Origin of the sequence: Streptomyces sp. WAC04114, from assembly GCF_019733245.1 — a bacterium.
Lineage (GTDB): Bacteria > Actinomycetota > Actinomycetes > Streptomycetales > Streptomycetaceae > Streptomyces > Streptomyces massasporeus_A.
On sequence record NZ_JAIGQA010000122.1, the window covers coordinates 1 to 25,895 of the forward strand.

21 protein-coding genes, 4 tRNA genes and 2 pseudogenes are annotated in these 25,895 nt (G+C 69.9%); 14 read left to right on the forward strand and 13 right to left on the reverse strand.

Annotation, left to right across the window (positions count from 1 at the left end; genetic code table 11):
• From K4G64_RS26520 to K4G64_RS26530, 3 genes and pseudogenes are all read left to right on the forward strand, one after another.
• A pseudogene (locus K4G64_RS26520) lies at nucleotides 1-316 on the forward strand (hypothetical protein); the annotation flags it as partial.
• Between the two features lie 250 nt (nucleotides 317-566).
• Nucleotides 567-2,042, forward strand: a complete 1,476-nt coding sequence (locus tag K4G64_RS26525; RefSeq protein WP_221758516.1) for a N,N-dimethylformamidase beta subunit family domain-containing protein — start codon at nucleotides 567-569, stop codon at nucleotides 2,040-2,042.
• Nucleotides 2,043-2,111: 69 nt separating this feature from the next.
• Nucleotides 2,112-3,011 carry a phosphoribosylaminoimidazolesuccinocarboxamide synthase gene (locus tag K4G64_RS26530; protein ID WP_221758517.1) on the forward strand — a complete coding sequence of 300 codons (900 nt, stop codon included), beginning with the start codon at nucleotides 2,112-2,114 and terminating at the stop codon, nucleotides 3,009-3,011.
• A 41-nt stretch (nucleotides 3,012-3,052) separates the two neighbouring features.
• On the opposite strand, the gene K4G64_RS26535 is transcribed toward K4G64_RS26530, so the two are convergent.
• From K4G64_RS26535 to K4G64_RS26570, 8 genes are all read right to left on the reverse strand, one after another.
• Nucleotides 3,053-3,128: transfer RNA gene (locus K4G64_RS26535), tRNA-Gly, on the reverse strand.
• Nucleotides 3,129-3,150: 22 nt separating this feature from the next.
• A complete protein-coding gene (locus K4G64_RS26540; protein ID WP_221758518.1) occupies nucleotides 3,151-3,771 on the reverse strand; it encodes a response regulator transcription factor in 621 nt (206 codons plus the stop codon).
• A complete protein-coding gene (locus K4G64_RS26545) occupies nucleotides 3,768-5,051 on the reverse strand; it encodes a sensor histidine kinase (protein ID WP_221758519.1) in 1,284 nt (427 codons plus the stop codon). The genes K4G64_RS26540 and K4G64_RS26545 overlap by 4 nt, the downstream gene beginning before the upstream one ends.
• 22 nt (nucleotides 5,052-5,073) lie before the next feature.
• Entirely contained in the window at nucleotides 5,074-5,877 is an 804-nt protein-coding gene (locus K4G64_RS26550; protein ID WP_221758520.1) for an ABC transporter permease, read from the reverse strand.
• A complete protein-coding gene (locus K4G64_RS26555; protein ID WP_221758521.1) occupies nucleotides 5,874-6,845 on the reverse strand; it encodes an ABC transporter ATP-binding protein in 972 nt (323 codons plus the stop codon). The genes K4G64_RS26550 and K4G64_RS26555 overlap by 4 nt, the downstream gene beginning before the upstream one ends.
• 129 nt (nucleotides 6,846-6,974) lie before the next feature.
• Nucleotides 6,975-7,047: transfer RNA gene (locus K4G64_RS26560), tRNA-Gly, on the reverse strand.
• A gap of 81 nt (nucleotides 7,048-7,128) precedes the next feature.
• Nucleotides 7,129-7,200 (reverse strand) — tRNA-Gly (locus tag K4G64_RS26565).
• 134 nt (nucleotides 7,201-7,334) lie between these two features.
• Nucleotides 7,335-7,652: an Lsr2 family protein gene (locus tag K4G64_RS26570; protein WP_221758533.1), complete on the reverse strand. Its 318-nt coding sequence runs from the start codon at nucleotides 7,650-7,652 to the stop codon at nucleotides 7,335-7,337.
• Nucleotides 7,653-7,919: 267 nt separating this feature from the next.
• Between K4G64_RS26570 and purS the strand changes: the two genes are divergently transcribed.
• From purS to purM, 9 genes are all read left to right on the forward strand, one after another.
• Nucleotides 7,920-8,183: a phosphoribosylformylglycinamidine synthase subunit PurS gene (gene purS, locus K4G64_RS26575; RefSeq protein ID WP_031137820.1), complete on the forward strand. Its 264-nt coding sequence runs from the start codon at nucleotides 7,920-7,922 to the stop codon at nucleotides 8,181-8,183.
• Nucleotides 8,180-8,860, forward strand: a complete 681-nt coding sequence (gene purQ / locus K4G64_RS26580; protein WP_221758522.1) for a phosphoribosylformylglycinamidine synthase subunit PurQ — start codon at nucleotides 8,180-8,182, stop codon at nucleotides 8,858-8,860. The genes purS and purQ overlap by 4 nt, the downstream gene beginning before the upstream one ends.
• Nucleotides 8,857-11,115 (forward strand): phosphoribosylformylglycinamidine synthase subunit PurL, encoded by a 2,259-nt coding sequence (gene purL, locus K4G64_RS26585; protein ID WP_221758523.1) that lies wholly within the window; start codon nucleotides 8,857-8,859, stop codon nucleotides 11,113-11,115. The genes purQ and purL overlap by 4 nt, the downstream gene beginning before the upstream one ends.
• A 118-nt stretch (nucleotides 11,116-11,233) precedes the next feature.
• Nucleotides 11,234-11,734 (forward strand): helix-turn-helix transcriptional regulator, encoded by a 501-nt coding sequence (locus tag K4G64_RS26590; protein ID WP_221758524.1) that lies wholly within the window; start codon nucleotides 11,234-11,236, stop codon nucleotides 11,732-11,734.
• A gap of 17 nt (nucleotides 11,735-11,751) precedes the next feature.
• A complete protein-coding gene (locus K4G64_RS26595) occupies nucleotides 11,752-12,588 on the forward strand; it encodes a M23 family metallopeptidase (protein WP_221758525.1) in 837 nt (278 codons plus the stop codon).
• Nucleotides 12,589-12,598: 10 nt separating this feature from the next.
• Entirely contained in the window at nucleotides 12,599-13,396 is a 798-nt protein-coding gene (locus K4G64_RS26600; RefSeq protein WP_221758526.1) for a maleylpyruvate isomerase family mycothiol-dependent enzyme, read from the forward strand.
• Between the two features lie 94 nt (nucleotides 13,397-13,490).
• Entirely contained in the window at nucleotides 13,491-14,264 is a 774-nt protein-coding gene (locus tag K4G64_RS26605; RefSeq protein WP_221758527.1) for an META domain-containing protein, read from the forward strand.
• A 63-nt stretch (nucleotides 14,265-14,327) separates the two neighbouring features.
• Nucleotides 14,328-15,857, forward strand: coding sequence for an amidophosphoribosyltransferase (purF, locus tag K4G64_RS26610; protein ID WP_190900507.1), 1,530 nt, complete (start codon nucleotides 14,328-14,330; stop codon nucleotides 15,855-15,857).
• 44 nt (nucleotides 15,858-15,901) lie between these two features.
• Nucleotides 15,902-16,969 (forward strand): phosphoribosylformylglycinamidine cyclo-ligase, encoded by a 1,068-nt coding sequence (gene purM, locus K4G64_RS26615; protein WP_221758528.1) that lies wholly within the window; start codon nucleotides 15,902-15,904, stop codon nucleotides 16,967-16,969.
• A gap of 83 nt (nucleotides 16,970-17,052) precedes the next feature.
• On the opposite strand, the gene K4G64_RS26620 is transcribed toward purM, so the two are convergent.
• Both K4G64_RS26620 and K4G64_RS26625 read right to left on the reverse strand, forming a co-directional pair.
• A complete protein-coding gene (locus K4G64_RS26620) occupies nucleotides 17,053-17,301 on the reverse strand; it encodes a DUF3073 domain-containing protein (protein WP_221758529.1) in 249 nt (82 codons plus the stop codon).
• A gap of 319 nt (nucleotides 17,302-17,620) precedes the next feature.
• The gene (locus tag K4G64_RS26625; RefSeq protein ID WP_221758530.1) at nucleotides 17,621-18,727 is read right to left on the reverse strand and encodes a Glu/Leu/Phe/Val dehydrogenase dimerization domain-containing protein; all 1,107 of its coding nucleotides are present in this window, start codon (nucleotides 18,725-18,727) and stop codon (nucleotides 17,621-17,623) included.
• A 223-nt stretch (nucleotides 18,728-18,950) separates the two neighbouring features.
• Between K4G64_RS26625 and K4G64_RS26630 the strand changes: the two genes are divergently transcribed.
• Nucleotides 18,951-19,796: a hypothetical protein gene (locus tag K4G64_RS26630; RefSeq protein ID WP_221758531.1), complete on the forward strand. Its 846-nt coding sequence runs from the start codon at nucleotides 18,951-18,953 to the stop codon at nucleotides 19,794-19,796.
• A 599-nt stretch (nucleotides 19,797-20,395) separates the two neighbouring features.
• The gene (gene bldC, locus K4G64_RS26635; RefSeq protein ID WP_003949541.1) at nucleotides 20,396-20,602 is read left to right on the forward strand and encodes a developmental transcriptional regulator BldC; all 207 of its coding nucleotides are present in this window, start codon (nucleotides 20,396-20,398) and stop codon (nucleotides 20,600-20,602) included.
• 463 nt (nucleotides 20,603-21,065) lie between these two features.
• Here the strand turns inward: bldC and K4G64_RS26640 are convergent, their stop codons facing one another.
• The 3 genes and pseudogenes from K4G64_RS26640 to hrpA form a co-directional block, all read right to left on the reverse strand.
• Complete coding sequence (locus K4G64_RS26640; protein ID WP_221758532.1) at nucleotides 21,066-21,257, reverse strand: DUF6274 family protein; 192 nt, start codon at nucleotides 21,255-21,257, stop codon at nucleotides 21,066-21,068.
• A gap of 447 nt (nucleotides 21,258-21,704) precedes the next feature.
• Nucleotides 21,705-21,779, reverse strand: a tRNA-Asp gene (locus K4G64_RS26645).
• A gap of 93 nt (nucleotides 21,780-21,872) precedes the next feature.
• Nucleotides 21,873-25,760, reverse strand: a pseudogene (gene hrpA, locus K4G64_RS26650) (ATP-dependent RNA helicase HrpA); the annotation flags it as partial.
• Nucleotides 25,761-25,895: the final 135 nt, after the last annotated feature.

A 25,895-nucleotide genomic window follows, 5' to 3' on the forward strand; every position in this document is an offset into this window, starting at 1 on the left:
GTCCCCGACCCCCGACCCGGCGGCCCTCTGGGACGACCGGGCCCTCCCTCTCTTCCCCCTCCAGCCCCCGCGCACGGCCAGGGAGCTGCTCGCAGACCACCTCACCGCGATGGTCTGCTGCGCCGCGATGGACACCGCCGGTGCGAGCCCGGGCCTGGACTGGCTGGACGGCCCGACCCTCCTGATCGACGGTGAGCGCACGGCCGACCTGGCGCCCAAGGTCCTCACCCTCATCGAGGACGGCGACGCCACGCCCCTGCGGGTCTGGCTGGCCCAGCTCGGCATACGGCCGGAGAAGCCGGTCCGCCTCGGCTGAACACGGAGCACGAGCTTCCGGTTCTGGCCAATTCAAAACGAACAGTGACGAAGTGCGCGCGTTATGTGATGTGCTTGGACCGTTCGCGTGTATGGCAAGGGCTTGCGACATACGACAAGCACATAGGCACGACGGCGCCGCACGGACCGCGGACGCCGCACGCACCGCTCAGGCACCGCACGCCGCACAGAGCACCGCACACACCACTCGGGCAGGCACCACCACGGGGGCACAGGGGAGGGGAAGCACCATGGGCTCGGAGCAGATCCGCCGCTGGGAGTCGGGAGCGCTGGCACACGCCGTGACGGATCCCTTCGGGCAGGGCCCCGTTCCGTGGCTGCGGGGCAACGTGACCTACTTCGACGACTCGGGCCAGGTCGTCCCCTGGTACGTGGACCAGGACGCGCCGAACCCGCCGAAGAAGGGCAGCCGCTCGGGCGGCCCCCGCGCGGCCGACGACGTCAACCGCCAGATCAAGGGCTTCACCTCCACCGGCGCGGTCGCCCCCGGCGAAGCCATCGACTTCCACATCACCGTCGACCCGCCGCAGCAGTTCGCCGTCGACATCTACCGCATCGGCCACTACGGCGGTGACGGCGCCGCGAAGATCACCACCAGCCCGCGGCTGTCCGGCATCGTCCAGCCCGCGCCGCTCGCAGCGGACCGTACGGTCTCCTGCCACCACTGGTGGCTGTCCTGGCGCCTCCAGGTCCCCTCGTACTGGAACATCGGCGCGTACGTCGCCGTTCTCACCACCGCCGACGGCTACCGCTCCCACGTGCCCTTCACCGTCCGCCACGACCAGCCCGCCGACCTGCTGCTCGTGCTGCCCGACGTCACCTGGCAGGCGTACAACCTCTACCCGGAGGACGGCCGCACCGGCGCCAGCCTCTACCACGCCTGGGACGAGAAGGGCCGGCTGCTCGGCGAGTCCGAGGCCGCCACGACGGTCTCCTTCGACCGCCCGTACGCGGGCGCGGGCCTGCCCCTGCACGTCGGCCACGCCTACGACTTCATCCGCTGGGCCGAGCGCTACGGCTACGACGTCGCCTACGCCGACGCCAGCGACCTGCACGCGGGTCGCGTCGACCCCACCCGCTACCGCGGCCTGGTCTTCCCGGGCCACGACGAGTACTGGTCGGCCGCCATGCGCGCCACCGCGGAGCGCGGCCGCGACGCCGGCACCTCGCTGGTCTTCCTCTCCGCCAACTCCATGTACTGGCAGGTGGAGCTGGGCCCCTCCCCGTCCGGCGTCCCCGACAGGCTGCTGACCTGCCGCAAGCGCAGGGGCCCGGGCAAGCCGGTGCTGTGGCGGGAGATCGACCGTGCGGAGCAGCAGCTCATGGGCATCCAGTACGCCGGACCCGTCCCCGAGCCGCACCCGCTGATCGTGCGCAACGCCGGGCACTGGCTGTGGGAGGCGACCGGGGCGCACGAGGGCGACGAGATCGAGAACCTGGTGGCGGGCGAGGCCGACCGCTACTTCCCGCGCACCCCGCTGCCCGAGCACGAGGAGCGCATGCTGCTCGCCCACTCCCCGTACACCGACAAGGAGGGCGCCCTCCGTCACCAGGAGACGTCCCTGTACCGCGCCCCCTCCGGCGCCTGGGTCTTCGCATCCGGAACGTTCGCCTGGTCACCGGCCCTGGACCGCCCCGGCCACGTCGATCCGCGCATCCAGCGTGCCACCGCCAATCTCCTGGACCGCATCTGCAAACGCGACTGACCCCCTGTCCGTGATCAGGCTCGGATACGGGAGAATCGAGCCACTTGGACAGAACCACGGGGAGGCACCGTGTCCGGATTCGTCGAAAAGCCCGAGCCGATCCAGGTTCCGGGTCTGGTACATCTGCACACCGGCAAGGTGCGCGAGCTGTACCGGAACGAGGCGGGCGACCTCGTGATGGTCGCCAGTGACCGTATCTCCGCCTACGACTGGGTGCTGCCGACCGAGATCCCCGACAAGGGCCGGATCCTCACGCAGCTGTCCCTGTGGTGGTTCGACCGGCTCGCCGACCTGGTCCCGAACCACGTGCTGAGCACGGAACTGCCCGACGGCGCCCCCGCCGACTGGGCGGGCCGCACGCTGATCTGCAAGTCGCTGCAGATGGTCCCGGTCGAGTGCGTGGCCCGCGGCTACCTCACCGGCTCGGGCCTCGCCGAGTACAACGAGACCCGCACGGTCTGCGGCCTCGCCCTGCCGGAGGGCCTGACGGACGGCAGTGAACTGCCCGCCCCGATCTTCACCCCGGCCACCAAGGCCGCCGTCGGCGAGCACGACGAGAACGTCTCCTACGAGGAGGTCGCCCGCCAGGTCGGCGCGGACACCGCCGCCCGGCTGCGCCAGGCGACCCTCGCCGTCTACTCCCGGGGCCGGGACATCGCCCGGGAGCGGGGCATCATCCTCGCCGACACCAAGTTCGAGTTCGGCTTCGAGGGCGACGATCTGGTCCTCGCCGACGAGGTCCTCACGGCGGACTCCTCCCGCTTCTGGCCGGCCGACCAGTGGCAGCCGGGCCGTGCGCAGCCGTCGTACGACAAGCAGTTCGTCCGGGACTGGCTGACCTCGGCGGAGTCCGGCTGGGACCGCAAGAGCGAGCAGCCGCCGCCGGCCCTGCCCCAGCAGGTCGTCGACGCCACCCGCGCCAAGTACGTCGAGGCGTACGAGCGCCTGACCGGCACGAGCTGGTCGTAGGACACAAGTAAGCCCCCCGGCGGAACCGGGGGGCTTCTCGATGGAGCGAACGACGAGGTTCGAACTCGCGACCTCAACCTTGGCAAGGTTGCGCTCTACCAACTGAGCTACGTTCGCATGCGCCGTGGCGCGAGAACCACTATACCCAACCTCGCTCCCGCGCGAGCCGTACCGCCGCATGCCGGTTCTCGGCACCGAGCTTTGAGACGGCCGACGACAGATAGTTCCGCACGGTCCCCTGCGACAGCGCGGCCCGCTCGGCGATCTCCGCGACGGGCGCACCGTCGGCGGCGAGTTCCAGGACCTCGGCCTCCCGCGCGGTCAGTGGCGAATCCCCGGCGGCGATCGCGTCGGCGGCCAACTCAGGGTCGACGTAACGGTTCCCGGCGTACACCGTCCGGATGAGCTCCGCGAGCCGCTGCGCGCTCACGGTCTTCGGCACGAACCCGCGCACCCCGGCCGCCAGCGCCCGCTTCAGATGCCCGGGCCGTCCGTGGCTGGTCACGATGAGCACCTTGCAGCCGGGCAGTTCGGTCCGCAGGGATGTGGCGACCTTCACACCGTCGGCGCCGGGCATCTGGAGATCCAGCACGGCGACGTCGGGTTTGTGCGCCCGGGCCATCGCCAGCGCCTCGGGCCCGGTGGCCGCCTCGGCGACCACGACGAGGTCGTCCTCCAGCGACAGCAGCGCGGCGAGCGCTCCCCGGATGAGGTGCTCGTCGTCGGCGAGCAGCAGCCGCACGGGGTCCACGGCCGTCATGGTGTGACCTCACTCACAGCGCGCGTGGCGACGGCGGCCGGGACGGCGCCGGAGGGGCCGGACCGCGACGGCAGCGGAATCTCCGCCGTCAGCCGGAACAGCCCTTGCCCCGCGGGCCCGGCCTCCAGCGTCCCGTCGATCTCCGCCAGCCGCTCCCGCAGCCCGGCGAGCCCCGAGCCGGACGGTCCGGCCTTGGACTCCGGCCCCGCCTCGCTCACCCCGTCGTTCTCCACGGACAACACCACTCGCCCCTCCAGCACCTGCAATCGCACCGCACACCGCCGAGCGTCCCCGTGCCGCAGAACGTTCGTCGCGGCCTCCCGCACCACCCACCCCAGGGCGGACTGCACCGCGGTCGGCAATCCGACCGCCGTCGCCCCGCCGACCGTGCAGTCGATGCCGGCCGCCGCCAGCACCCCTTGCGCCCCGGCGAGTTCCGAGCCGAGGTCGGCCTCCCGGTAGCCGCGCACGACCTCCCGTACCTCCCGCTGCGACTCCTGCGCGAGCCGCTGCACCTCGACCATCTGCGTCACGGCCTCGGGCCGCCCCCGCTGCGCCAGCTGCACGGCCAGCTCGCTCTTCAGGGCGATCACGGCGAGATTGCGCCCCATGACGTCGTGCAGATCCCGCCCGAACCTCAGCCGCTCCTCGGCGACGGCGAGCCGGGCCCGGGCCTCGCGGGCCTCGTCGAGCTCGTAGACGGAGTTGAGCAGCCACACCGAGAACACGGCCGTGAAGGCGATGAACACGCCGCCGATCAGCACGATCAGAGACGTGAAGAGCGCCGTGAGCGCGGGGGCGCCGAGCGCGAACGCCGCCACCCAGGTGCCCGCCGCGAAGCCCCCCGCGATGCCGAACGCGCGCCGCCGGGAGCGGACGCCGAGCGCGATGATGCCGGGCCCGAAGATCAGGATCACTCCGAAGACGCCACCGGCGGCGGTGTCGATGCCCTCGCGGTCGGGTCCGAGCTCGGCGAGGCCGAGCGCGGCCGCGGCGATGGCGGCGGTGACGGCGGCCAGGGTCCACATCAGGACGGTGGGCTGGGGCCTGCGGCCACGGGTCCAGTCGACCGACCGCGACACGGTCACGAAGCAGAGGGCCGCGTGCACCGCGACCACCAGCATCGCGACGGCACCCAGCCGCGGCCCGAGCGGAGCCACGGACGTGAGTCCGACGGAGAAGAACTCCATCACCGCGAAGAAGTGGAACGACCACCGTGTGTACGACTCGACCTTCTCCGGCGTGGTCTTGTGCCGCCACCACCTGCCCGGCGTGCGCATCCGCCCCGTCACTCCCCTTCGGTCAACGCCGCGGTTCCCAGCGGAACCACCGCCGTACAGCAAACACCGCGATGAGGATCCAGGCCATGGCGGTCGCGAGAGCGCCCAGCGCCTCGTACGCGGGGAGGTCCCCGGTCCAGCCACCGCGCACCAGCGTGACCACGGGCGTCAGCGGCAGCAGTTCGAGGAGGGAGGCCACGCGGTCCGGGAACAGTTCCAGCGGTACGAACATGCCGGAGCCGATCATCGAGACCATCAGCAGTGGCATGGGCGTGACCTGGGCGCTCTCGCCGGTCCGGGTGAAACTCGCGGTGGCCGCGGCGAGGGCGGCGCTCATCACGAGCCCCAACAGCAGCCCGAGGACGACCAGATGGGGCGCCGACGGCGCGGACAGGTCCATCAGCACCGCACACCCCACCACCAGCAGCAGGCACTGCGCGAGCCCGGTGATGACCGCCGGCAGTGACGTGCCGGCCAGGATCTCGATGTCCCGCAGCTCACCGGTGCGCAGCCGCTTGAGCACGAGCTCCTCACGCCGCACGACGAACGCGCCGACGAGCACGGAGTAGACGGCGAACAGCAGGGAGAAGCCGACGGCGGCGGGCAGCACCAGGGTGCCGGGGCTCAGCCCCGCCCCGGCGAGGTCCATGTCCTCGGACGCCGCCTTCACGCTGACCGGCATCACCAGCGGCACGAACAGGGCGGCGAACAGCGCGCCACGGGTCCGCCCGAGCAGGGTCAGTTCGGCGCGGGCCAGAGAGGTCATCCGGCTCAGCGGGGTCGTCGCCGCCGCGACCGGGCGGGGCGTCGTACGGGTGGCGCTCATGCCGCGTACTCCTTCGTCGTCGTGCCCATGGCCTGCCGCGCGGAGGCGTCCTTGGCGATCCCGAGGAACGCCTCCTCCAGGGAGGCCGAGCGCACGTCCAGGCGGCGCAGCTCGACCCGGGCCTGCGCGGCCCACATCAGCAGGCCGGTGGCCGACCGCTGGAGTTCATGGGTGCGCAGCCGGACGATCCGGCCGTCGGTCTCGTGGCCGGTCACGCCCAGCTCGCCGAGCGGCGGGAGGTCGCCGACGAAGTAGCCGTCGGGCAGTTCGAAGGAGATCCGCGACGGCTCCGCGGCGGTCACCTCGGCCGGGGTACCGGTGGTGGCGATCCGGCCCTCGTGCATGATCGCGAGCCGGTCGGCGAGGTTCTCGGCCTCTTCCAGGTAGTGCGTGGTCAGCAGCACGGTCGTGCCGCCGTCGCGCAGCGCGCTCACCAACTCCCAGGTCGCCCGGCGGCCTTCGGCGTCCAGCCCGGTGGACGGCTCGTCGAGGAAGAGCACCGCGGGGTCGCCGAGCAGGGCGAGGGCCAGGTCGAGGCGGCGCCGCTGGCCGCCGGACAGCTGCTTGACCCTCGTCTCGGCCTTCGCCTCCAGGCCGACCAGCGCCAGTACCTCCGCCGGCGGCCGGGCCCCGCTCACGCATCCCGCCCACATCCGCGCGGTCTCGGCGACGGTGAGCTCGGAGGGGAAGCCGCCCTCCTGGAGCATCACGCCGGTGCGCGGCCGTACGGCGGCCCGGTCGGTGTAGGGGTCGTGCCCGAGGACGCGTACTCGTCCGCCGGCCGGCTGCGCGAGTCCCTCCAGGAGTTCGACGGTCGACGTCTTGCCCGCGCCGTTGGTGCCGAGCAGCGCGAAGATCTCCCCGCGCCGGACGGAAAAGCTGATTCCGCGGACCGCCTCGAACCCGCCCCCGTACACACGCCGCAGGTCAGTGACCTCAATCACGTGTTCGTGTCCGTTGGTTTCCATGCTCCAAGCGTTCCGGCCGTTCGGGTCAGCAAGCAGTGCGCGCTGTCATCACTCGGCATGACAAATGTCAGAAGCGGGGAGCAGGACACGAAGAAGCCCCGGTCCTGATGGACCGGGGCTTCTTTCCCGAGCGGACGACGAGGTTCGAACTCGCGACCTCAACCTTGGCAAGGTTGCGCTCTACCAACTGAGCTACGTCCGCATGTGCTCCCGATCAGCTTTCACTGACCGGTGCGGGCACCAGCCTACCTGATCCACGACAGTGGCCGGTACGGCGATGCAGAGCGGGTGACAGGAATCGCACACTGCGCCTTCCCCCTGGAAGGGGGATGTTCTACTACTGAACTACACCCGCATGTTTCCGTGAGCTGGGCCTTTCGGCCTCGCCCCTCGGCGTGCTCCAGACTCTAGCTGATCAGCCGGGGTGCTGCGCAAGTCGGTTGCCGCGAGGGGCGGGTGGCCGGGCGCCGGTCCGGGCCCGACGGGCCGTCACTGCGCGGCGGTGAACGCCTCGTAGACCTTCTTGGGGATGCGCCCGCGCGCGGGGACCTCCATCTTGTTGGCCTGGGCCCAGGCACGCACGGCCGACGGGTCGGGGGCGACCTCCGTCTGCCGGTACGCCTTGCCCGAGCGGGACCGCTTGCGGCCGGCTTCCACGTAGGGCGCGAGCGCCTTCCGCAGTTCTCCGGCGTTGACTTCGCTCAGATCGATCTCGTACGACCTGCCGTCCAGTCCGAAGGCGATCGTTTCCGTCGCTTCCGAGCCGTCGATGTCGTCAAAGAGAGTGACCACGACCTTCTGCGCCACGAATATCGGTCCCTTCATGCGGCACTATGCCAATTCATTTGTACAGTGCCCGGCAATACATTGTGAAGCCCGACTAAATCCTTCTGCGTGTCAGAAGGCAATAGGCGCCGGGTGTCGATCCGGAATCTTTCCCGAAAATTCCGTGTGTGGGTCCTTCGATGCCGGATCGTGATGACGGTCACGTAGTTTCCTACAAGTCAACGCGCGTAGAAATTTTGTCCGGGTAGTCTGAAGGAACCTGCTCAGCACCACACACCGGGAGTGCCAGTGGCACGCGTCGTAGTCGACGTCATGCTCAAGCCGGAGATCCTCGACCCCCAGGGCCAGGCGGTCCAGCGCGCACTGCCGCGGCTGGGTTTCGACGGGATCTCGGACGTCCGCCAGGGAAAGCGTTTCGAACTGGAAGTTGACGGGCCGGTCGACGAGGCCGCCCTCGCCCGCATTCATGATCTTGCGGAGTCCTTCCTCGCGAACACCGTGATCGAGGACTTCACGATCCGGGTCGAGGAAGTCGCGGAGGCCGCGAAGTGACCGCTCGTATTGGCGTCGTCACTTTTCCCGGCAGTCTGGACGACCGTGACACACAGCGCGCGATCCGCGTCGCGGGCGCCGAGCCGGTCGCCCTGTGGCACAAGGACAAGGACCTCAAGCAGGTCGACGCCGTGGTGCTGTGCGGCGGTTTCTCCTACGGCGACTATCTGCGCGCCGGGGCCATCGCCCGCTTCTCGCCGGTGATGGAGCCCCTGCTGGAGCAGGCGAAGGCCGGTCTGCCGGTGCTCGGCATCTGCAACGGCTTCCAGATCCTCACCGAGGCCCACCTGCTGCCGGGCACGATGCTGCGCAACGACCACCTGCACTTCATCTGCCGCGACCAGAAGCTGCGCGTGGAGAACGCCGAGACCGCCTGGACCACCGACTACTCGGCCGGCCAGGAGATCCACATCCCGCTGAAGAACAACGACGGGCAGTACGTCGCCGACGCGTACACGCTCGACCAGCTGGAGGCCGAGGGCCGCGTCGCCTTCCGCTACATGGACTTCAATCCCAACGGCTCGCAGCGGGACATCGCCGGCGTCACCAACGAGGCCGGGAACGTGGTCGGCCTCATGCCGCACCCCGAGCACGCCGTCGAGCCGCTGATCGGCACCGGCCGCACCGACGGCCTCCCGTTCTTCACCTCGATCCTCAAGAAGCTGGTCAACGCATGAGCCGGACGCCTCTGGACACGGTCGAGCACGCGGCCGCGACCCCCGACGTCGAGCTGCCCTGGGCCGAACTGGGCCTGAAGAAGGACGAGTACGAGCGCGTGGTCGAGATCCTCGGCCGCCGGCCCACGGGCGCCGAGCTCGCAATGTACTCCGTCATGTGGTCCGAGCACTGCTCGTATAAGAGCAGCAAGGTGCACCTGCGCCAGTTCGGCGAGAAGGCCCCCGAGTCCGACGCGATGCTCGTAGGCATCGGTGAGAACGCCGGTGTCGTGGACGTCGGCCAGGGCTACGCGGTCACCTTCAAGGTCGAGTCGCACAACCACCCGTCGTACGTGGAGCCCTACCAGGGCGCGGCCACCGGTGTCGGCGGCATCGTCCGCGACATCATCGCGATGGGCGCCCGCCCGGTCGCGGTCGTCGACCCGCTGCGCTTCGGCGCAGCCGACCACCCCGACACCAAGCGCGTCCTGCCGGGCGTCGTCGCGGGCATCGGCGGCTACGGCAACTGCCTGGGCCTGCCCAACATCGGCGGCGAGGTCGTCTTCGACGCCTGCTACCAGGGCAACCCGCTGGTCAACGCCGGCGCCATCGGCGTCATGCGGCACGAGGACATCCACCTCGCGAAGGCGTCCGGCGCGGGTAACAAGGTCATCCTGTACGGGGCCCGCACCGGCGGCGACGGCATCGGCGGCGCCTCGATCCTGGCCTCCGAGACCTTCGACGACGCCAAGCCCTCGAAGCGCCCGGCCGTCCAGGTCGGCGACCCCTTCCAGGAGAAGCTCCTCATCGAGTGCACCCTGGAGGCCTTCGCCGAGAAGCTGGTCGTCGGCATCCAGGACCTCGGCGCGGCGGGCCTGTCCTGCGCCACCTCCGAGCTCGCCTCCAACGGCTCCGGCGGGATGCGCGTCACCCTGGACGACGTCCCCCTGCGCGACTCCACGCTCTCGCCCGAGGAAATCCTCATGAGCGAGTCGCAGGAACGCATGTGCGCGGTCGTCGAGCCGGAGAAGGTCGACCGCTTCCTGGAGATCTGCGAGAAGTGGGACGTCATCGCCACCGTCATCGGTGAGGTGACCGACGGCGACCGCCTGGAGATCTACTGGCACGGCGGCAAGATCGTCGACGTCGACCCGCGCACGGTCGCGCACGAGGGCCCGGTCTACGAGCGCCCGTACGCCCGCCCGTCCTGGCAGGACGAGCTCCAGGCCGACGACGCCAACAAGCTGCCCCGGCCGGCGACCTCCGAGGAGCTGAAGGACCAGGTCCTGAAGCTGGTCGGCTCCCCGAACCAGGCCTCCAAGTCCTGGATCACCAGCCAGTACGACCACTTCGTGCAGGGCAACACCGTCCTCGCCCAGCCCGAGGACTCCGGCATGATCCGGATCGACGAGGAGACCGGCCTCGGCGTGGCCATCGCCACGGACGGCAACGGCCGGTACGCCAAGCTCGACCCGTACCACGGCGCCCAGCTGGCCCTGGCGGAGGCGTACCGCAACGTCGCCACCACCGGCGCCAAGCCGCTGGCCGTCTCCGACTGCCTGAACTTCGGCTCGCCCGAGGACCCGGCGGTGATGTGGCAGTTCGCGGAGGCCGTGCGCGGTCTGGCGGACGCCTGCCAGCAGCTCGGCACGCCGGTGACCGGCGGCAACGTCTCCCTCTACAACCAGACGGGCGAGGCCGCCATCCACCCGACCCCGGTGGTCGCGGTCCTCGGTGTCATCGACGACGTGGCCCGCCGCACGCCGGTCGCCTTCCAGGAGGAGGGGCAGCTGCTCTACCTCCTCGGCGACACGCGTGAGGAGTTCGGCGGCTCGGCCTGGTCGCAGGTCGTGCACGACCATCTCGGTGGTCTGCCGCCCAAGGTCGACCTGGAGCGCGAGCGCCTGCTGGCGGAGATCCTGATCTCCGCCTCCCGCGACGGCATGATCGACTCCGCGCACGACCTGTCCGACGGCGGTCTGATCCAGGCGGTCGTCGAGTCGGCGCTGCTGGGCGGCAAGGGCGCCCGCCTGATCGTCCCGGACGGTCTGGACGCCTTCACCTTCCTCTTCTCCGAGTCGGCGGGCCGCGCCGTGGTGGCCGTGCCGCGCTCCGAGGAGGTCCGCTTCAACGACATGTGCGGTGCGCGGGGCCTCCCGGTCACCCGCATCGGTGTCGTCGACGGCGACACCGTGGACGTCCAGGGCGAGTTCGCGCTCACCCTGACCGAGCTGCGCGAGACGCACGAGGGCACGATCCCGGCACTGCTGAAGTAGGCAACGGCTCCGAAGCCCCCGCCCGGTCCGCCGGACGGGGGCTTCGGCGTGCCCGGACCGGTGCGCCCAGCCCACCCGGCACTTGCACGATATTACGTAGTTCCGTAATCTCGGAGGAGTGGAACTGGAGCAACGCGTAGCCGAACTCGAACGCCGCATCGAGGCCCTGGAAGGGGCCAGGCGCACCGGCCCCCGCATCGACGGGAGCGACTTCTGGGCCCTGAACGGGCTGAAGGACCAGCTGTCGGAGGCGGGAGCGGCCGACGGCGGAGTCCTCTACACCGGCTCTGTGCGCCTGCCGACGGGCGAGGAGTACGCCTGGCAGATGACCGCCCTCACCCAGGACCTGCTGGAGGACGAGTGGACGACGGCCGCCGAGTCGTTCGCCGCGCTCGGCCACCCGGTCCGTGTCCGCCTGCTGCGCGAGATCCTCGGCGGCCGGCGCACCGCCGCCGAACTCGCCGAGCTGGACGAGGTCGGCACGACCGGCCAGATCTACCACCACCTGCGTCAGCTCACCGCCACGGGTTGGCTGCACACGACCGGCCGGGGCCGCCACGAAGTGCCGCCGGCTCGGGTCGTACCGCTCCTGACGGCGCTGGCGACCACCCGCCCCTAGAGGAACCGGGAGACAGGATGTCCGCACGCAAACTCGGCATGGTGACCTATCGCGCCCTGTGGCTGGTCTTCTTCGGCCTGATAGCCGCCGACCTCTGCTTCGGCCTGTCGGCCGTTCCCTGGTGGTGGAACTTCGCGCCGGCGGTCCTGGCGTACGCCGTCGTCATCCTGGTCAACCGGTGGGGCGGCGCCCCGGACGCGCCGCGGGCCGCCCGCGAGCCCGTCGGCGTCGACCCGCCCGTCACCGGCCGCTGGTCCGCGCTGAACAGCCCGGCCGACCGCACTCCCAGCCACGGCGTGCACAGCTACGGCCAGACCTTCGCCATCGACATCCTCGCCGAGCCCGAACCGGGCGCCCGCCCGGCTTTCCGGTGGCTGTGGCCGCTCGCCCGCCGCCCCAAGGACTTCCCGGCCTACGGCGCCCCCGTCCTCGCCGTCGCCGACGGCACGGTCGTACGCGCCGAACACCGGCAGCGCGACCACCTCAGCCGCACCTCCCTGCCGGGGCTGCTGTACCTGATGCTTCCCGAGGGGATGGTGCGAGAGGTCGCCGGCGTCCACCGCATCCTCGGCAACCACCTCGTCCTCGACCTCGGCAACGACACCTACGCCGCCTACGCCCATCTCCGGCGCGGCTCCCTCACCGTCCGCGAGGGCGACTGGGTACGGGCCGGTCAGGTGGTCGCCCACTGCGGCAACTCCGGCAACTCCTCCGAACCGCACCTGCACTTCCAGCTGATGGACGGCCCGGACCCGGGCGTGGCCCGGGGCGTTCCCTTCACCTGGCGGGGCATCGGCGTGCCCCGGAACGGGGAGACCTTCGAGGCACCCCCCTCTGTCACCGCCCCCACTTAGGCTGGCCCCCATGCCACCGGCCAAGAAGCGCACCCGCAGCTACGACCCCGCCAAGATCCGCACGGCGGTGCTCGCCCAGTTCGGGAACGTACGGGCCGCTGCCGCCGGACTCACCCCCGAGCAGCTCGCCCTGCCCACCCGGTTGGGCGACTGGACCGTCCGGGAGCTGGTGGCCCACGTCGGGATGAGCCTCGCGGCGGTCTCCCGGCTGACCGGCCTGCCGGAGCCGGCCAAGCAGGACGGCACGCTGCTCGACTGGCCCGCCGCGATCGTGGCCGACGCCCCGGACATCGCCGCCCACGCCCGCGAGCCGGCCGGGAGCCACCCCGACCCGGCCGCCCACCTCGCGGCCGTCGAGGAGCGCTTCACCGCCGACCTCGCCGCCCACCCCGGCACCCGGCTGCTCGCCACCAGCGCCGGCGCGCTGCCCCTCGCCGACTACCTCGTCACCCGCACCGTCGAACTCGTCGTCCACACCGACGACCTCAACGCCGCCGTCCCCGGCCTGGACATCCCCTACGACCGCCAGGCCCTGGCCGCCTGCACCCGGCTGCTGGCCGACGCGCTCGCCGTGAAGGCGCCCGGTGGTTCGACGGAGGTGAGAGTGCCGCCGTACGCGGTGGTGCAGTGCGTGGCGGGGCCGAGGCACACCCGGGGCACCCCGCCCAACGTCGTCGAGACGGACCCGCTGACCTGGATCCGGCTGGCGACCGGGCGGCTGGCGTGGGCCGAGGCCCTCCAGGACGCCAAGGTCAGCGCGAGCGGGGAGCGCGCGGACCTGTCGGCCCTCCTGCCCCTGATGGCCTGAGCACCGGCCGCCCGTTCGCCTGAATGCTCATGGCATCAGAAGGAATCCCCGCCGTAAGGGGAACCGATCCCCCCGGGTCCCCCGTCGAAGTGGCATGGACAGGCAGAAGCAGCGCATGACCCTGACGGCCGCCGCCATGCTCGTCCCGCTCATGGCGGCCTGCGGCAGCGAGAAGGCGGACGGCGGCAGCGGCTCGGTCGGTGCCGACAAGCCGGTCACCGGCGTGCGGTGGAACGTGGACAGCGTCACCGCGGACGGCACGACGCAGAAGGCCCCCACCGGTGCCCATGTGACCATCGACAAGGGCCGGGCCGAGGGCAGCCTCGGCTGCAACAACTTCAGCGCCGAGGCCACCGTCGACGGCGACCGCGTCCGGCTGGGCAAGACCAGGTCCACCGAGATGGCCTGCGAGAACAAGCCCATGGAGTTCGAGACGACCCTCGCGCGGGCCTTCTCCGACCAGGAGCTGAAGGCGAAGGTGGACGACGACCACCTCACCCTCACCACCGACGCGGGTGACACCGTCCGCCTGACCAAGGCCAAGGACGCCCCGCTGGCCGGCACCAAGTGGACCGTCACGACCCCGAACGCCGACGGCCGGGCCCACCTCACCTTCGACGCGAAGAAGGGCACGGTCTCCGGCAGTCTCGGCTGCAACAAGGTGAACGCGAAGGCCACGGTCAGCGACGGCCATATCACCGTCGGCCCCCCGGCCACGACCCGAATGATGTGCGAAGACTCACTCATGGACGGCGAGAAGACGCTGCTGCGTCTTTTCGACGGGAAGCTGAAGTACGGAGTCGATCACCAAACCCTGACGCTGACCAGCGAAAACGGTACGAGTGTGCGAGCGGTCGCCGAGCGGTGATCCACCGGAAAGTCCGGTATCCCCAATTCGGACCAGTGGTCGACCTCGCCTACACTCGGTGGCGTGCCACGTGGTGACGGACGACTCAACCACGACCTGCTCCCCGGTGAGAAGGGCCCCCAGGACGCTTGCGGCGTCTTCGGTGTCTGGGCTCCGGGCGAAGAGGTCGCCAAGCTCACGTACTTCGGGCTCTACGCCCTCCAGCATCGAGGCCAGGAATCCGCGGGAATCGCGGTCAGCAACGGCTCGCAGATCCTCGTCTTCAAGGACATGGGCCTGGTTTCCCAGGTCTTCGACGAGACCTCCCTCGGTTCGCTCCAGGGTCACATCGCGGTCGGTCACGCCCGCTACTCGACCACCGGTGCCTCCGTCTGGGAGAACGCCCAGCCGACCTTCCGCGCGACCGGACACGGATCCATCGCGCTCGGCCACAACGGCAATCTCGTCAACACCGCCCAGCTCGCCGAGATGGTCGCCGACCTGCCCAAGCAGGACGGCGGACGCACCCCGCGCGTCGCGGCGACCAACGACACCGACCTGCTCACCGCGCTCCTCGCGGCCCAGGTCGACGAGGACGGCAAGCCGCTGACCATCGAGGAGGCCGCTCACACGGTCCTCCCGAAGGTCCGGGGCGCCTTCTCGCTCGTCTTCATGGACGAGCACACCCTGTACGCGGCCCGGGACCCCCAGGGCATCCGCCCGCTGGTCCTCGGCCGGCTCGAGCGCGGCTGGGTCGTCGCCTCCGAGTCCGCCGCCCTCGACATCTGCGGCGCCAGCTACGTCCGGGAGATCGAGCCGGGCGAGTTCGTCGCCATCGACGAGAACGGCCTGCGAACCTCCCGATTCGCGGACGCGAAGCCCAAGGGCTGTGTCTTCGAGTACGTGTACCTGGCCCGCCCGGACACCGACATCGCCGGCCGGAACGTGTACCTCTCCCGCGTGGAGATGGGCCGCAAGCTCGCCAAGGAAGCGCCCGTCGAGGCCGACCTGGTGATAGCGACCCCGGAATCGGGCACGCCCGCGGCGATCGGCTACGCGGAGGCCTCCGGCATTCCGTTCGGCGCCGGCCTCGTCAAGAACGCGTATGTCGGCCGGACGTTCATCCAGCCCTCGCAGACCATCCGCCAGCTGGGCATCCGTCTGAAGCTGAACCCGCTGAAGGAAGTCATCAAGGGCAAGCGCCTGGTCGTCGTCGACGACTCCATCGTGCGCGGCAACACCCAGCGGGCCCTGGTCCGCATGCTCCGCGAGGCGGGCGCGGCCGAGGTCCACATCCGGATCTCCTCGCCGCCCGTGAAGTGGCCCTGCTTCTTCGGCATCGACTTCGCCACCCGCGCCGAGCTCATCGCCAACGGCATGACGATCGACGAGATCGGCACCTCCCTGGGCGCCGACTCCCTGGCCTACATCTCCATCGACGGCATGATCGAGGCGACCACCATCGCCAAGCCGAACCTGTGCCGCGCCTGCTTCGACGGCGAGTACCCGATGGAGCTCCCGGACCCCGAGCTGCTCGGCAAGCAGCTGCTGGAGACGGAGCTGGCCGCCGGCCCGGCCGCCACGGCCGCCGCCGACGCGATCCGCCGCCCGTAGACGGCCCGTAACACCTGCCGTACGACACAAAGGTTCTTATCGTCATGCCTGACACAACTGGTGCCAGCTACGCAGCCGCGGGCGTCGACATCGAAGCCGGCGACCGCGCCGTCGAACTGATGAAGGAGTGGGTGAAGAAGGCCCAGCGCCCCGAGGTCCTCGGCGGCCTCGGCGGCTTCGCCGGTCTCTTCGACGCCTCCGCCCTGAAGAACTACGAGCGGCCCCTGCTCGCCTCCGCCACGGACGGTGTCGGCACCAAGGTCGACATCGCCCGACAGCTCGGCGTTTACGACAGCATCGGCCACGACCTGGTCGCCATGGTCATGGACGACATCGTGGTCTGCGGCGCCGAGCCGCTGTTCATGACCGACTACATCTGCGTCGGCAAGGTCCACCCCGAGCGGGTCGCCGCCATCGTCAAGGGCATCGCCGAGGGCTGTGTGCTCGCCGGCTGCGCCCTGGTCGGCGGTGAGACGGCCGAGCACCCGGGCCTGCTGGGCGAGGACGACTTCGACGTCGCCGGCGCCGGTACGGGCGTCGTGGAGGCCGACCGGCTGCTCGGCGCGGATCGCATCCGGACGGGTGACGCGGTGATCGCCATGGCGTCCTCCGGTCTTCACTCGAACGGGTACTCCCTCGTCCGCCACGTCCTGCTGAACCAGGCGGGCCTGGCGCTGGACGCGCACATCGAGGAGCTCGGCCGCACCCTCGGCGAGGAGCTCCTGGAGCCGACGAAGATCTACTCGTTGGACTGCCTGGCCCTGATGCGCACCACCGAGGTGCACGCCTTCAGCCACATCACCGGCGGCGGCCTCGCGGCCAACCTCGCCCGGGTGATCCCGGACCAGCTGCACGCGATCGTGGACCGCTCCACCTGGACGCCGGCCCCGATCTTCGACCTCGTCGGCCGCACGGGCAGCGTCGAGCGCCTGGAGCTCGAAAAGACCCTGAACATGGGCGTCGGCATGATCGCGATCGTGCCGCAGGAGTCCGTGGACGTGGCCCTGGCGACCCTCGCCGACCGCGGCGTGGACGCCTGGGTGGCCGGAGAGATCACGGACCGGGGCGAGCACACCACTGGTGCCGCCCTGATCGGTGACTACGCGAACTGAGGCACGGGGGTCATGACCCCGCGGGCATCACAGAACCCGGTCGGTGACCGAAGTCACCGACCGGGCAAGTGCTCAGTGCAGGGTCAAGCGCCGCGACGATGCTGCGAGGACTGGTCGTCCTCGTCGTCGTCGTCCTCATAGAGGTCGGCGTACCGTGCGTACAGGTCGTCATCCTGATCATCGTCTTCGAGCGGCTCGCCGTTAGGCGGCTGCGGATTCGAAGGCGATGCACCCAGCTCCTCGGCCAGGCGTGAGAGGTCAGTCCCACCGCTGTTGTACTTCAGCTGGCGGGCGACCTTCGTCTGCTTGGCCTTGGCCCGGCCGCGCCCCATGGCTCGACCCCCTCAACGACGGGGCTCGACGGCCCCAGAGTCTTGACACGCGTTCATGGTCCGGCACGGACTCTCCGCGGAGAGACCGGTCCGTAGGGCTTCCACGGTACCTGAGCCCGCGCCCATACGGTACGTCGCCCGCATGACGTGCCCGCGCCCAGGACCTTCGAGGCGCCCCGTCCTCGCTGGTCAACCGCGATTTTAACCACTTATCGACGGTCGACCCGCCGGTAGAAGTGAGAGTTCTCTCTAACTGCCCACCGGCGGGTACCGGTCAAACGTACGAGACTCCGTGGATCAGTCCCGCACCGACCCGGGGTCAGCGCCCCCGGCGGGCCAGGGTCGCGTCGTGCATCCGCTGCTCGGCGATCCGGTCGGCCGCGGCGGCCGGCGGAATGCCGTCCTCCTTCGCACGTGCGAATATGGCCAGCGTGGTGTCGAAGATCTTCGACGCCTTCGCCTTGCACCGGTCGAAGTCGAAGCCGTGCAGCTCGTCCGCGACCTGGATGACACCGCCGGCGTTCACCACGTAGTCCGGCGCGTAGAGGATCCCGCGGTCGGCGAGGTCCTTCTCCACGCCCGGGTGGGCGAGCTGGTTGTTGGCGGCGCCGCAGACCACCTTGGCGGTGAGCGCGGGCACGGTGTCGTCGTTCAGGGCACCGCCGAGCGCGCACGGGGCGTAGATGTCGAGGCCCTCGGCGCGGATCAGGGTCGCGGTGTCGGCGACGGCCGTCACCCCCGCCGGGTGCGCCGCGAGGATCCGCCCCACGGCCTCCTCGCGCACGTCGGTGATGAGAACCTCGGCGCCCTCGGCCCGCAGATGCTCCACCAGGTGGTGGCCGACCTTGCCGACGCCGGCGATGCCGACCCGCTTCCCGCGCAGCGAGGGGTCGCCCCACAGGTGCTGCGCGGAGGCCCGCATGCCCTGGTAGACGCCGAAGGCGGTGAGGACGGAGGAGTCCCCGGCGCCGCCGTTCTCCGGCGAGCGGCCGGTCGTCCAGCGGCACTCACGGGCCACGACGTCCATGTCGGCGACATACGTGCCGACGTCGCACGCGGTGACGTAGCGGCCGCCGAGGGAGGCGACGAAACGGCCGTAGGCGAGGAGAAGCTCCTCGCTCTTGATCGTGTCCGGGTCACCGATGATCACGGCTTTGCCGCCGCCGTGGTCGAGGCCGGCCATGGCGTTCTTGTACGACATCCCGCGGGCGAGGTTCAGCGCGTCGGCGACGGCCTCGGCCTCGTTCGCGTACGGGTAGAAGCGCGTACCGCCGAGCGCGGGGCCCAGGGCGGTGGAGTGGAGGGCGATGACGGCCTTGAGGCCGCTCGCGCGGTCCTGGCAGAGCACGACTTGCTCATGTCCGCCCTGGTCCGAGTGGAACAGGGTGTGCAGTACATCAGCAGGTGCGCCGGTTACGTCGGTCACTGTGGTGACTCCTGAGTAGGTGCGGCGGGTGGAGAGCCAGCTCCCGTGCGGGTGGCGGGGACTGTTGAGCATGAGATTAGAGCCTGGTGGCCCCGTCGGCCGCACAGTGCACAGGATCACCTCCGACCGGAGTACACCCGTGCGACGATTTGCATAGATTTCCCGCGCGATCGTGAGTGGGCTCCGCAGGTTTTCGCGGCGGTGCGCGGGGGAGGGAGCAGGCGTGCCCAAGGTGACCTCGGTGATCGTCCCCTATGCGACCTACCTGCGCGTGTACGAACCGCTGGCCGCCTTCCCGGAGCCGGAGCGCAGCCAGTGGGCCCGCTACGCCCGCCGCACGGACCGCCCCTCGTACCAGGACGAACTCCGCCGGGCCCTGGCCGACTTGGCCCCCACCCCGCCGGTCCCGGTGCCGGTGCACGAGAGCGACGACGCCTTCGTCCTCGACGTGGACGGCGTCGTCTGCGTCTGCCCCTGGCGCACCCGGCTGCGCGGCTGGCTGGCCCTGGACGACCTCTCCGAGGAGCTCCCCCCGCCGGTCATGGACGCGGTCCTGCCGCCCGTGCTGCGGCGTCAGGCGGCCCAGGACTACGAGCGCTGGCTGACGATCAACCCGGACGCCCGGCCGTGGATCCGTACCGCCACCTGGCAGGTGCCGATCAACTGGTTCGTGCTGGTCTCCGACGAGGAGCGCGAGTACGACAAAGGCGAGTCCGGCGACGGCCCGCCCGTGCTGCGCTACCGCACCCCCATGGTCCAGGCCCGGCGGCGGGTGGCCCGGGGCCTGCGTGCCCTGAGGGAGGCCATGAACGAAGGGCCGCTCATCGACGGCCTGATGGACGTCGGCCGCTGGCTGGAGGAGTTCCACCCGCGCTCGCTCGTGGAGCTGGACTACGGCGGCCTGGTGCACGTGGTGCCGACCGGGACGCTGGAGGACGACCACTCCGCGGCGGACGTCGCCGAGGGCATCGCCGCGCTGCGCCGGGGCGACGGGGCCGGTGCGGGGGAGGCGTACGCCCGGCTCGTCGAGCGGTGGCGTTCCGTACGGAATCTTCGGTCGGCCAACTGACGCCTGACCTTGATGTCCGTACAGACCGCTCGCATTCGGTCACGAACTGACGTTTGACGAACCGCCCGATTTGGGGTTTCGTCCTCGCACCGAGTTCCTGAAGCGGGCTCTGCGTCTCCTGAAACTTCGTCAACAAGGGACGTAGGACCCGATCCGGGCAGACCTCTCAAGTAGGCCAAGCGTGACGGACTACACGTACGAGGCTCTTGCGTCCCTTGCCCCTCCTCATGCCAAAATAGGACAAGGAGTCCGGGGAGGACTCCTTCCGTCCTGTAGTGCTGCACTATGGGCGGAATCTCAGCATTGCACGCTTTGGGGGGTCTGGTGACTTCCTGATCACCCTGTGACTGATCGTCACAGCGGTGTGACTGTCCGCTATGGCATGGTCCATCGGCTTCCGTCGCTGATGAACACCTGGAGGGGCAATTCCATCGGTTTGGCCGACGCGGCTGGACAGATGGTGTAGTTGTAGTGCCGAGGACAAGCCGTTCGTCCTATAACCGACTCGACTCGCGTCCGCCATTTCGGGCAACGCGGGTCAAGGTGCAGAATTTAGAGGAAAGAACCGAGAAGGTTCGGTTCTCCCGAGGAGGCCGCTCATGACCGCTCGCACCCCTGATGCCGAGCCGCTGCTGACCCCGGCTGAGGTCGCCACCATGTTCCGCGTCGACCCCAAGACGGTCACGCGGTGGGCGAAGGCCGGCAAGCTCACGTCGATCCGCACGCTCGGCGGGCATCGGCGCTACCGCGAGGCCGAGGTCCGCGCTCTGCTCGCGGGCATCCCGCAGCAGCGCAGCGAGGCCTGAACAACTGAATAACCGGGCAAACCGGCTGGTCCCCCAACTGGCCGCGGAGTCCGGAACCACAGCTCCAAGCGACGCGGGATCCTGCCCCAACAGGCCCCACGCCCAAGCCAGTCAGAGCTTTCCAGGCATACAACAGGGTGCGTCGTAGATCGCGCTGGACTCCGCCGGGTCCAGCGCGATCTTTTTTGTGCGCCCGGGGTGGGTCTGCCGCACCTGCCGTGAGCGGCCTTGTAGGAGCCTGGGGAGGGGTGTCGGATCATCGGTGTGCGGCACCTCGGGCAGGGTGCAATTGCACATATTAAATTGACCCTTTGTAGGCGGGGTGTAAGTACCGCACTTTCCAAAACTCATGCGGTGACACCCGTCACATACCGAGCAGCTTGTTAGCTCCGCCGCGGGTGCGGTAGAGGAGCCTCCGGCTCCAGCAGCCCCTGCTCTGGCGGGTGTTGAGGCCCCTCGTGGATCATGCCGGTGCCGGGCTCTCGTCCTCCCGCGCCGGCGCCGCGACCTGAGGCGTACCCGGCCCCGACTCCATCGCCAGCCTCAGCAGGCGATGGCAGATCGGGCAGTGACGTGTGAGGTGCCGGTACGACGACGCGGCCGACAGATGCGCGCGGAGCAGGGCCCGCGTCTCGTGCCTGGTCGCTGTCGCCATACGCCACCTCCTGAAGGCCGCACGGGGAACGGCCCTGGTTCTGGGGTACCGACGGAATGAGGGGCCGTCAAGACGGCGCGTGGGGGCCCGAGTGGCTTACGACGAGGTCAGGACATGCGAAAGAGCCCGGATCTTCGGATCCGAGCTCTGATGAGAACGAGCAGCCCTGACGGCGAAGAGCCCGGATCCGAAGATCCGGGCTCTCTCTGCGGTCCTGACGGGATTTGCTGTATCCGATTGCGGCTCCGCCGCGGGCGCGGCCTCTGTCTGCTCGGGGCGAGGGCGCAGACGGCGAAGAGCCCGGATCCGAGGATCCGGGCTCTCTGCGGTCCTGACGGGATTTGCTGTATCCGATTGCGGCTCCGCCGCGGGCGCGGCCTCTGTCTGCTCCGGGCGAGGGCGCAGACGGCGAAGAGCCCGGATCCGAGGATCCGGGCTCTTTCTCTGCGGTCCTGACGGGATTTGAACCCGCGGCCTCCACCTTGACAGGGTGGCGAGCACTCCAAACTGCTCCACAGGACCAGGTTTCGCAGTGCGATCCTTGCGGTGCGCTGCGAAAAGAGACTGTACAGGAGGGTGGGGTCCTGGTCGAACTCACCCTGTGTGCGGGTGCCGTTACGGCGCCGCCGCGTCGATCGCCTTCACGATCCGCTTGTCGGAGACGGGGTACGCCGTGCCCAGTGCGTGGGCGAAGTAGCTGACCCGAAGCTCCTCGATCATCCAGCGGATGTCCAGGACCGACGACGGCACCGGCCGGCCCTGCGGCAGCTGCTCCAGGAGCCAGGCGTACTCGTCCTGCATCTCGTGGACCTTCTGCATCCGCGTCGTGTCCCGCTGGACGTTCGTCGGCATCTGCTGCAGACGCCGGTCGGCCGCCACCAGGTAGCGCATCAGGTCCGGCATGCGCCGCAGCCCCGCCTCCGTCACGAAGCCCGGCTTCACGAGCGCGTCCAGCTGCGCCCGCACGTCCTGGAGGTTCGGCAGCAGCGCGGGGCTGTGGACGGCCTTCAGACGGCGCTCACAGGCCTGCCAGGCGGCCAGGACCTGCTGCACCTGCCCCACCGTGCGGACGGTCGTGTCGACGATCTCGGCGCGCACCTTGTCGTACAGCTTCCGGTACGACTCCTCGTCCCACGCCGGCCCGCCGAACTCCCCGATGAGCTTGTCCGCGGCGGCCATCGCGCAGTCGTCGAACAGGCCCTGGATGGAGCCGTGCGGATTGGCGGACAGCGCCAGCTTCTGGGCGTTCGTCAGCTTCTGCGAGGCGAACTTCGCCGGATTGACCGGGATGTTGCGCAGGATCAGCCGCCGCGTGCCCTTCCACATGGCCCGCGCCTGCTCCGCCTCCGTGTCGAAGAGGCGCACGGAGACCGTGTCGCCGTCGTCGACCAGTGCGGGGTACGCCTTCACCGGCTGACCGGCCCGGCGGGTCTCGAAGACGCGGCTGAGCGTGCCGATCGTCCAGTCGGTCAGGCCCGAGCGCTCCAGGGACTCCCCGCCGGAGCGCTCGGCCGTCGCCGCGGCCGCCTGGGAGAGGGCCTTGCGGGCCTTCGGGCGCAGCTTGAGCTTCAATGCCTCCAGGTCCTTGTCCTCGGCCAGTTTGCGGCGCCGTTCGTCGACGATCCGGAAAGTGATCTTCAAGTGGTCGGGGACCTTGGACAGGTCGAAGTCGTCCGCCTCGAAGGGCACCCCGACCATCAGTCGCAGCTCGCGCGTCATGGTCGCGGTCAGGGGTTCCTGGAGGGGGACGGCCCGGTCCAGGAACGCCCTGGCGAAGTTCGGCGCGGGCACGTAGTTGCGCCGGATCGGCTTGGGCAGGGACCGGATCAGCTCCGTCACCAGCTCCTCGCGCAGCCCCGGGATCTGCCAGTCGAAGCCCTCGTCCGTGACCTGGTTGAGGACCTGCAACGGGACGTGCACGGTCACGCCGTCGGCATCCGCGCCCGGCTCGAACTGGTACGTCACCCGGAACTTCAGGTTCCCCTGCCGCCACGAGTCCGGGTAGTCGGCCTTGCTGACCTCACCCGCCTTCTCGTTGATGAGCATCTCGCGCTCGAAGTCGAGGAAGTCGGGCTGCTCGTGCCGCTTGTGCTTCCACCAGGAGTCGAAGTGGGCCCCGGAGACGACGTGTTCGGGGATCCGCTGGTCGTAGAAGTCGTACAGCGTCTCGTCGTCGACCAGGATGTCCCGGCGCCGGGCCCGGTGCTCCAGCTCCTCGACCTCGGTGAGGAGGCGCCGGTTGTCCGAGAAGAACTTGTGGTGCGTGCGCCAGTCGCCCTCGACCAGCGCGTTGCGGATGAACAGCTCGCGGCTGATCTCCGGGTCGATCCGCCCGTAGTTGACCTTCCGCTGCGCCACGATCGGCACGCCGTAGAGCGTGACCTTCTCGTACGCCATCACCGCGGCCTGGTCCTTCTCCCAGTGCGGCTCGCTGTACGTGCGCTTGAGGAGGTGCGCGGCGAGGGGCTCGACCCACTCGGGCTCGATCTTCGCGTTGACGCGGGCCCAGAGGCGGGACGTCTCCACGAGCTCGGCCGACATCACGAAGCGCGGGGGCTTCTTGAAGAGGGCCGAGCCGGGGAAGATCGCGAACTTCGCGTTGCGCGCCCCCAGGTACTCGTTCTTCCCCGTGCTCCTCCCGCCCTCTCCCGAGGCCTCCTTCACGTCCTTCATGCCGATGTGCGACAACAGGCCGGCCAGGAGGGAGAGATGGATGTGGTCGTCCGGGGCGTCCTCCTCGTTGAGGTGGATGCCCATCTGCTTCGCGACCGTGCGCAACTGCGTATAGATGTCCTGCCATTCGCGGATGCGAAGGAAGTTGAGGTACTCCTGCTTGCACATCCGGCGGAACGAGGACGAGCCCCGCTCCTTCTGCTGCTCGCGCAGGTAGCGCCAGAGGTTGAGGTAGGCCAGGAAGTCGCTGGTCTCGTCCTTGAAGCGGGCGTGCTGCTGGTCGGCCTGGGCCTGCTTGTCGGCGGGGCGCTCGCGCGGATCCTGGATGGACAGCGCGGCGGCTATGACCATGACCTCGCGTACACAGCCGTTCTTGTCCGCCTCCAGGACCATCCTGGCCAGCCGGGGGTCGACGGGCAGCTGGGCCAGCTTGCGGCCGGTGTCCGTGAGCCGTTTGCGGGGGTCCTTCTGCGCCGGGTCGAGGGCGTTCAGCTCCTGGAGCAGCTGCACGCCGTCGCGGATGTTGCGGTGGTCCGGCGGGTCGATGAAGGGGAACTTCTCGATGTCGCCGAGACCGGCCGCGGTCATCTGCAGGATGACGGAGGCGAGATTCGTCCGGAGGATCTCCGCGTCCGTGAACTCCGGCCGGGCCTCGAAGTCCTCCTCGCTGTACAGCCGGATGCAGACGCCGTCCGACGTACGGCCGCAGCGGCCCTTGCGCTGATTGGCGCTGGCCTGCGACACCGGCTCGATGGGCAGCCGCTGGACCTTGGTGCGATGGCTGTAGCGCGAGATCCGCGCGAAGCCCGGGTCGATGACGTACTTGATGCCGGGGACGGTCAGCGAGGTCTCGGCGACGTTCGTGGCCAGAACGATCCTGCGGCCGGTGTGCGGCTGGAAGACGCGGTGCTGCTCGGCGTGGGAGAGCCGGGCGTAGAGCGGCAGGATCTCCGTGAAGCGGTAGTTCTTCTTGGTGAGCGCGTCCGCCGTGTCCCTGATCTCCCGCTCACTGGAGAGGAAGACGAGGATGTCGCCCTTGCCCTCTGCCTGGAGCTCCTCCACGGCGTCGGTGATCGCGGTGATCTGGTCGCGGTCGGCGTCGTCGCCGTCCTCCTCCAGCAGCGGCCGGTAGCGGACCTCCACCGGGTACGTACGGCCGCTGACCTCGACGATCGGGGCGTCACCGAAATGCCGCGAGAAGCGCTCGGGGTCGATGGTGGCCGAGGTGATGACGACCTTGAGGTCCGGACGCTTGGGCAGCAGCTGGGCGAGATAGCCCAGCAGGAAGTCGATGTTGAGGGACCGCTCGTGGGCCTCGTCGATGATGATCGTGTCGTAGGCGCGCAGCTCGCGGTCGGTCTGGATCTCGGCGAGCAGGATGCCGTCCGTCATGAGCTTGACGAAGGTCGCGTCCTGGTTCACCTGGTCGGTGAACCGCACCTTCCAGCCGACGGCCTCGCCGAGCGGTGTGTTCAGCTCCTCGGCGACGCGCTCGGCGACCGTGCGGGCGGCGATCCTGCGGGGCTGGGTGTGCCCGATCATGCCCCGGACGCCGCGCCCCAGCTCCAGACAGATCTTCGGGATCTGCGTCGTCTTGCCGGAGCCGGTCTCGCCGGCGACGATCACGACCTGATGGTCGCGGATGGCGTCGGCGATCTCGTCCTTCTTCTGGCTGACCGGCAGCTGCTCGGGGTAGGTGACCTCGGGCACAAGGGCGCGCCGGCCGGCCATCCGTTCCTCGGCCTTGCCGACCTCAGCCTCGATCTCGGCGAGCACGGCGGCCCGCGCCTCCGGCTTACGGATCTTGCGCGCACCTTCGAGCCTGCGCCCCGGAAGCTGCCCGCAAGTCCGCAAAACCGGACGCGCGGGGAGCCGCGCGCGCCGCGAGCGAACCCGCGGTCGGGTAAACCGCGGCAGAGAAGGCCGCGTCGGCAGCCCTTGTTACGGCATGCACCTATTCAGAGC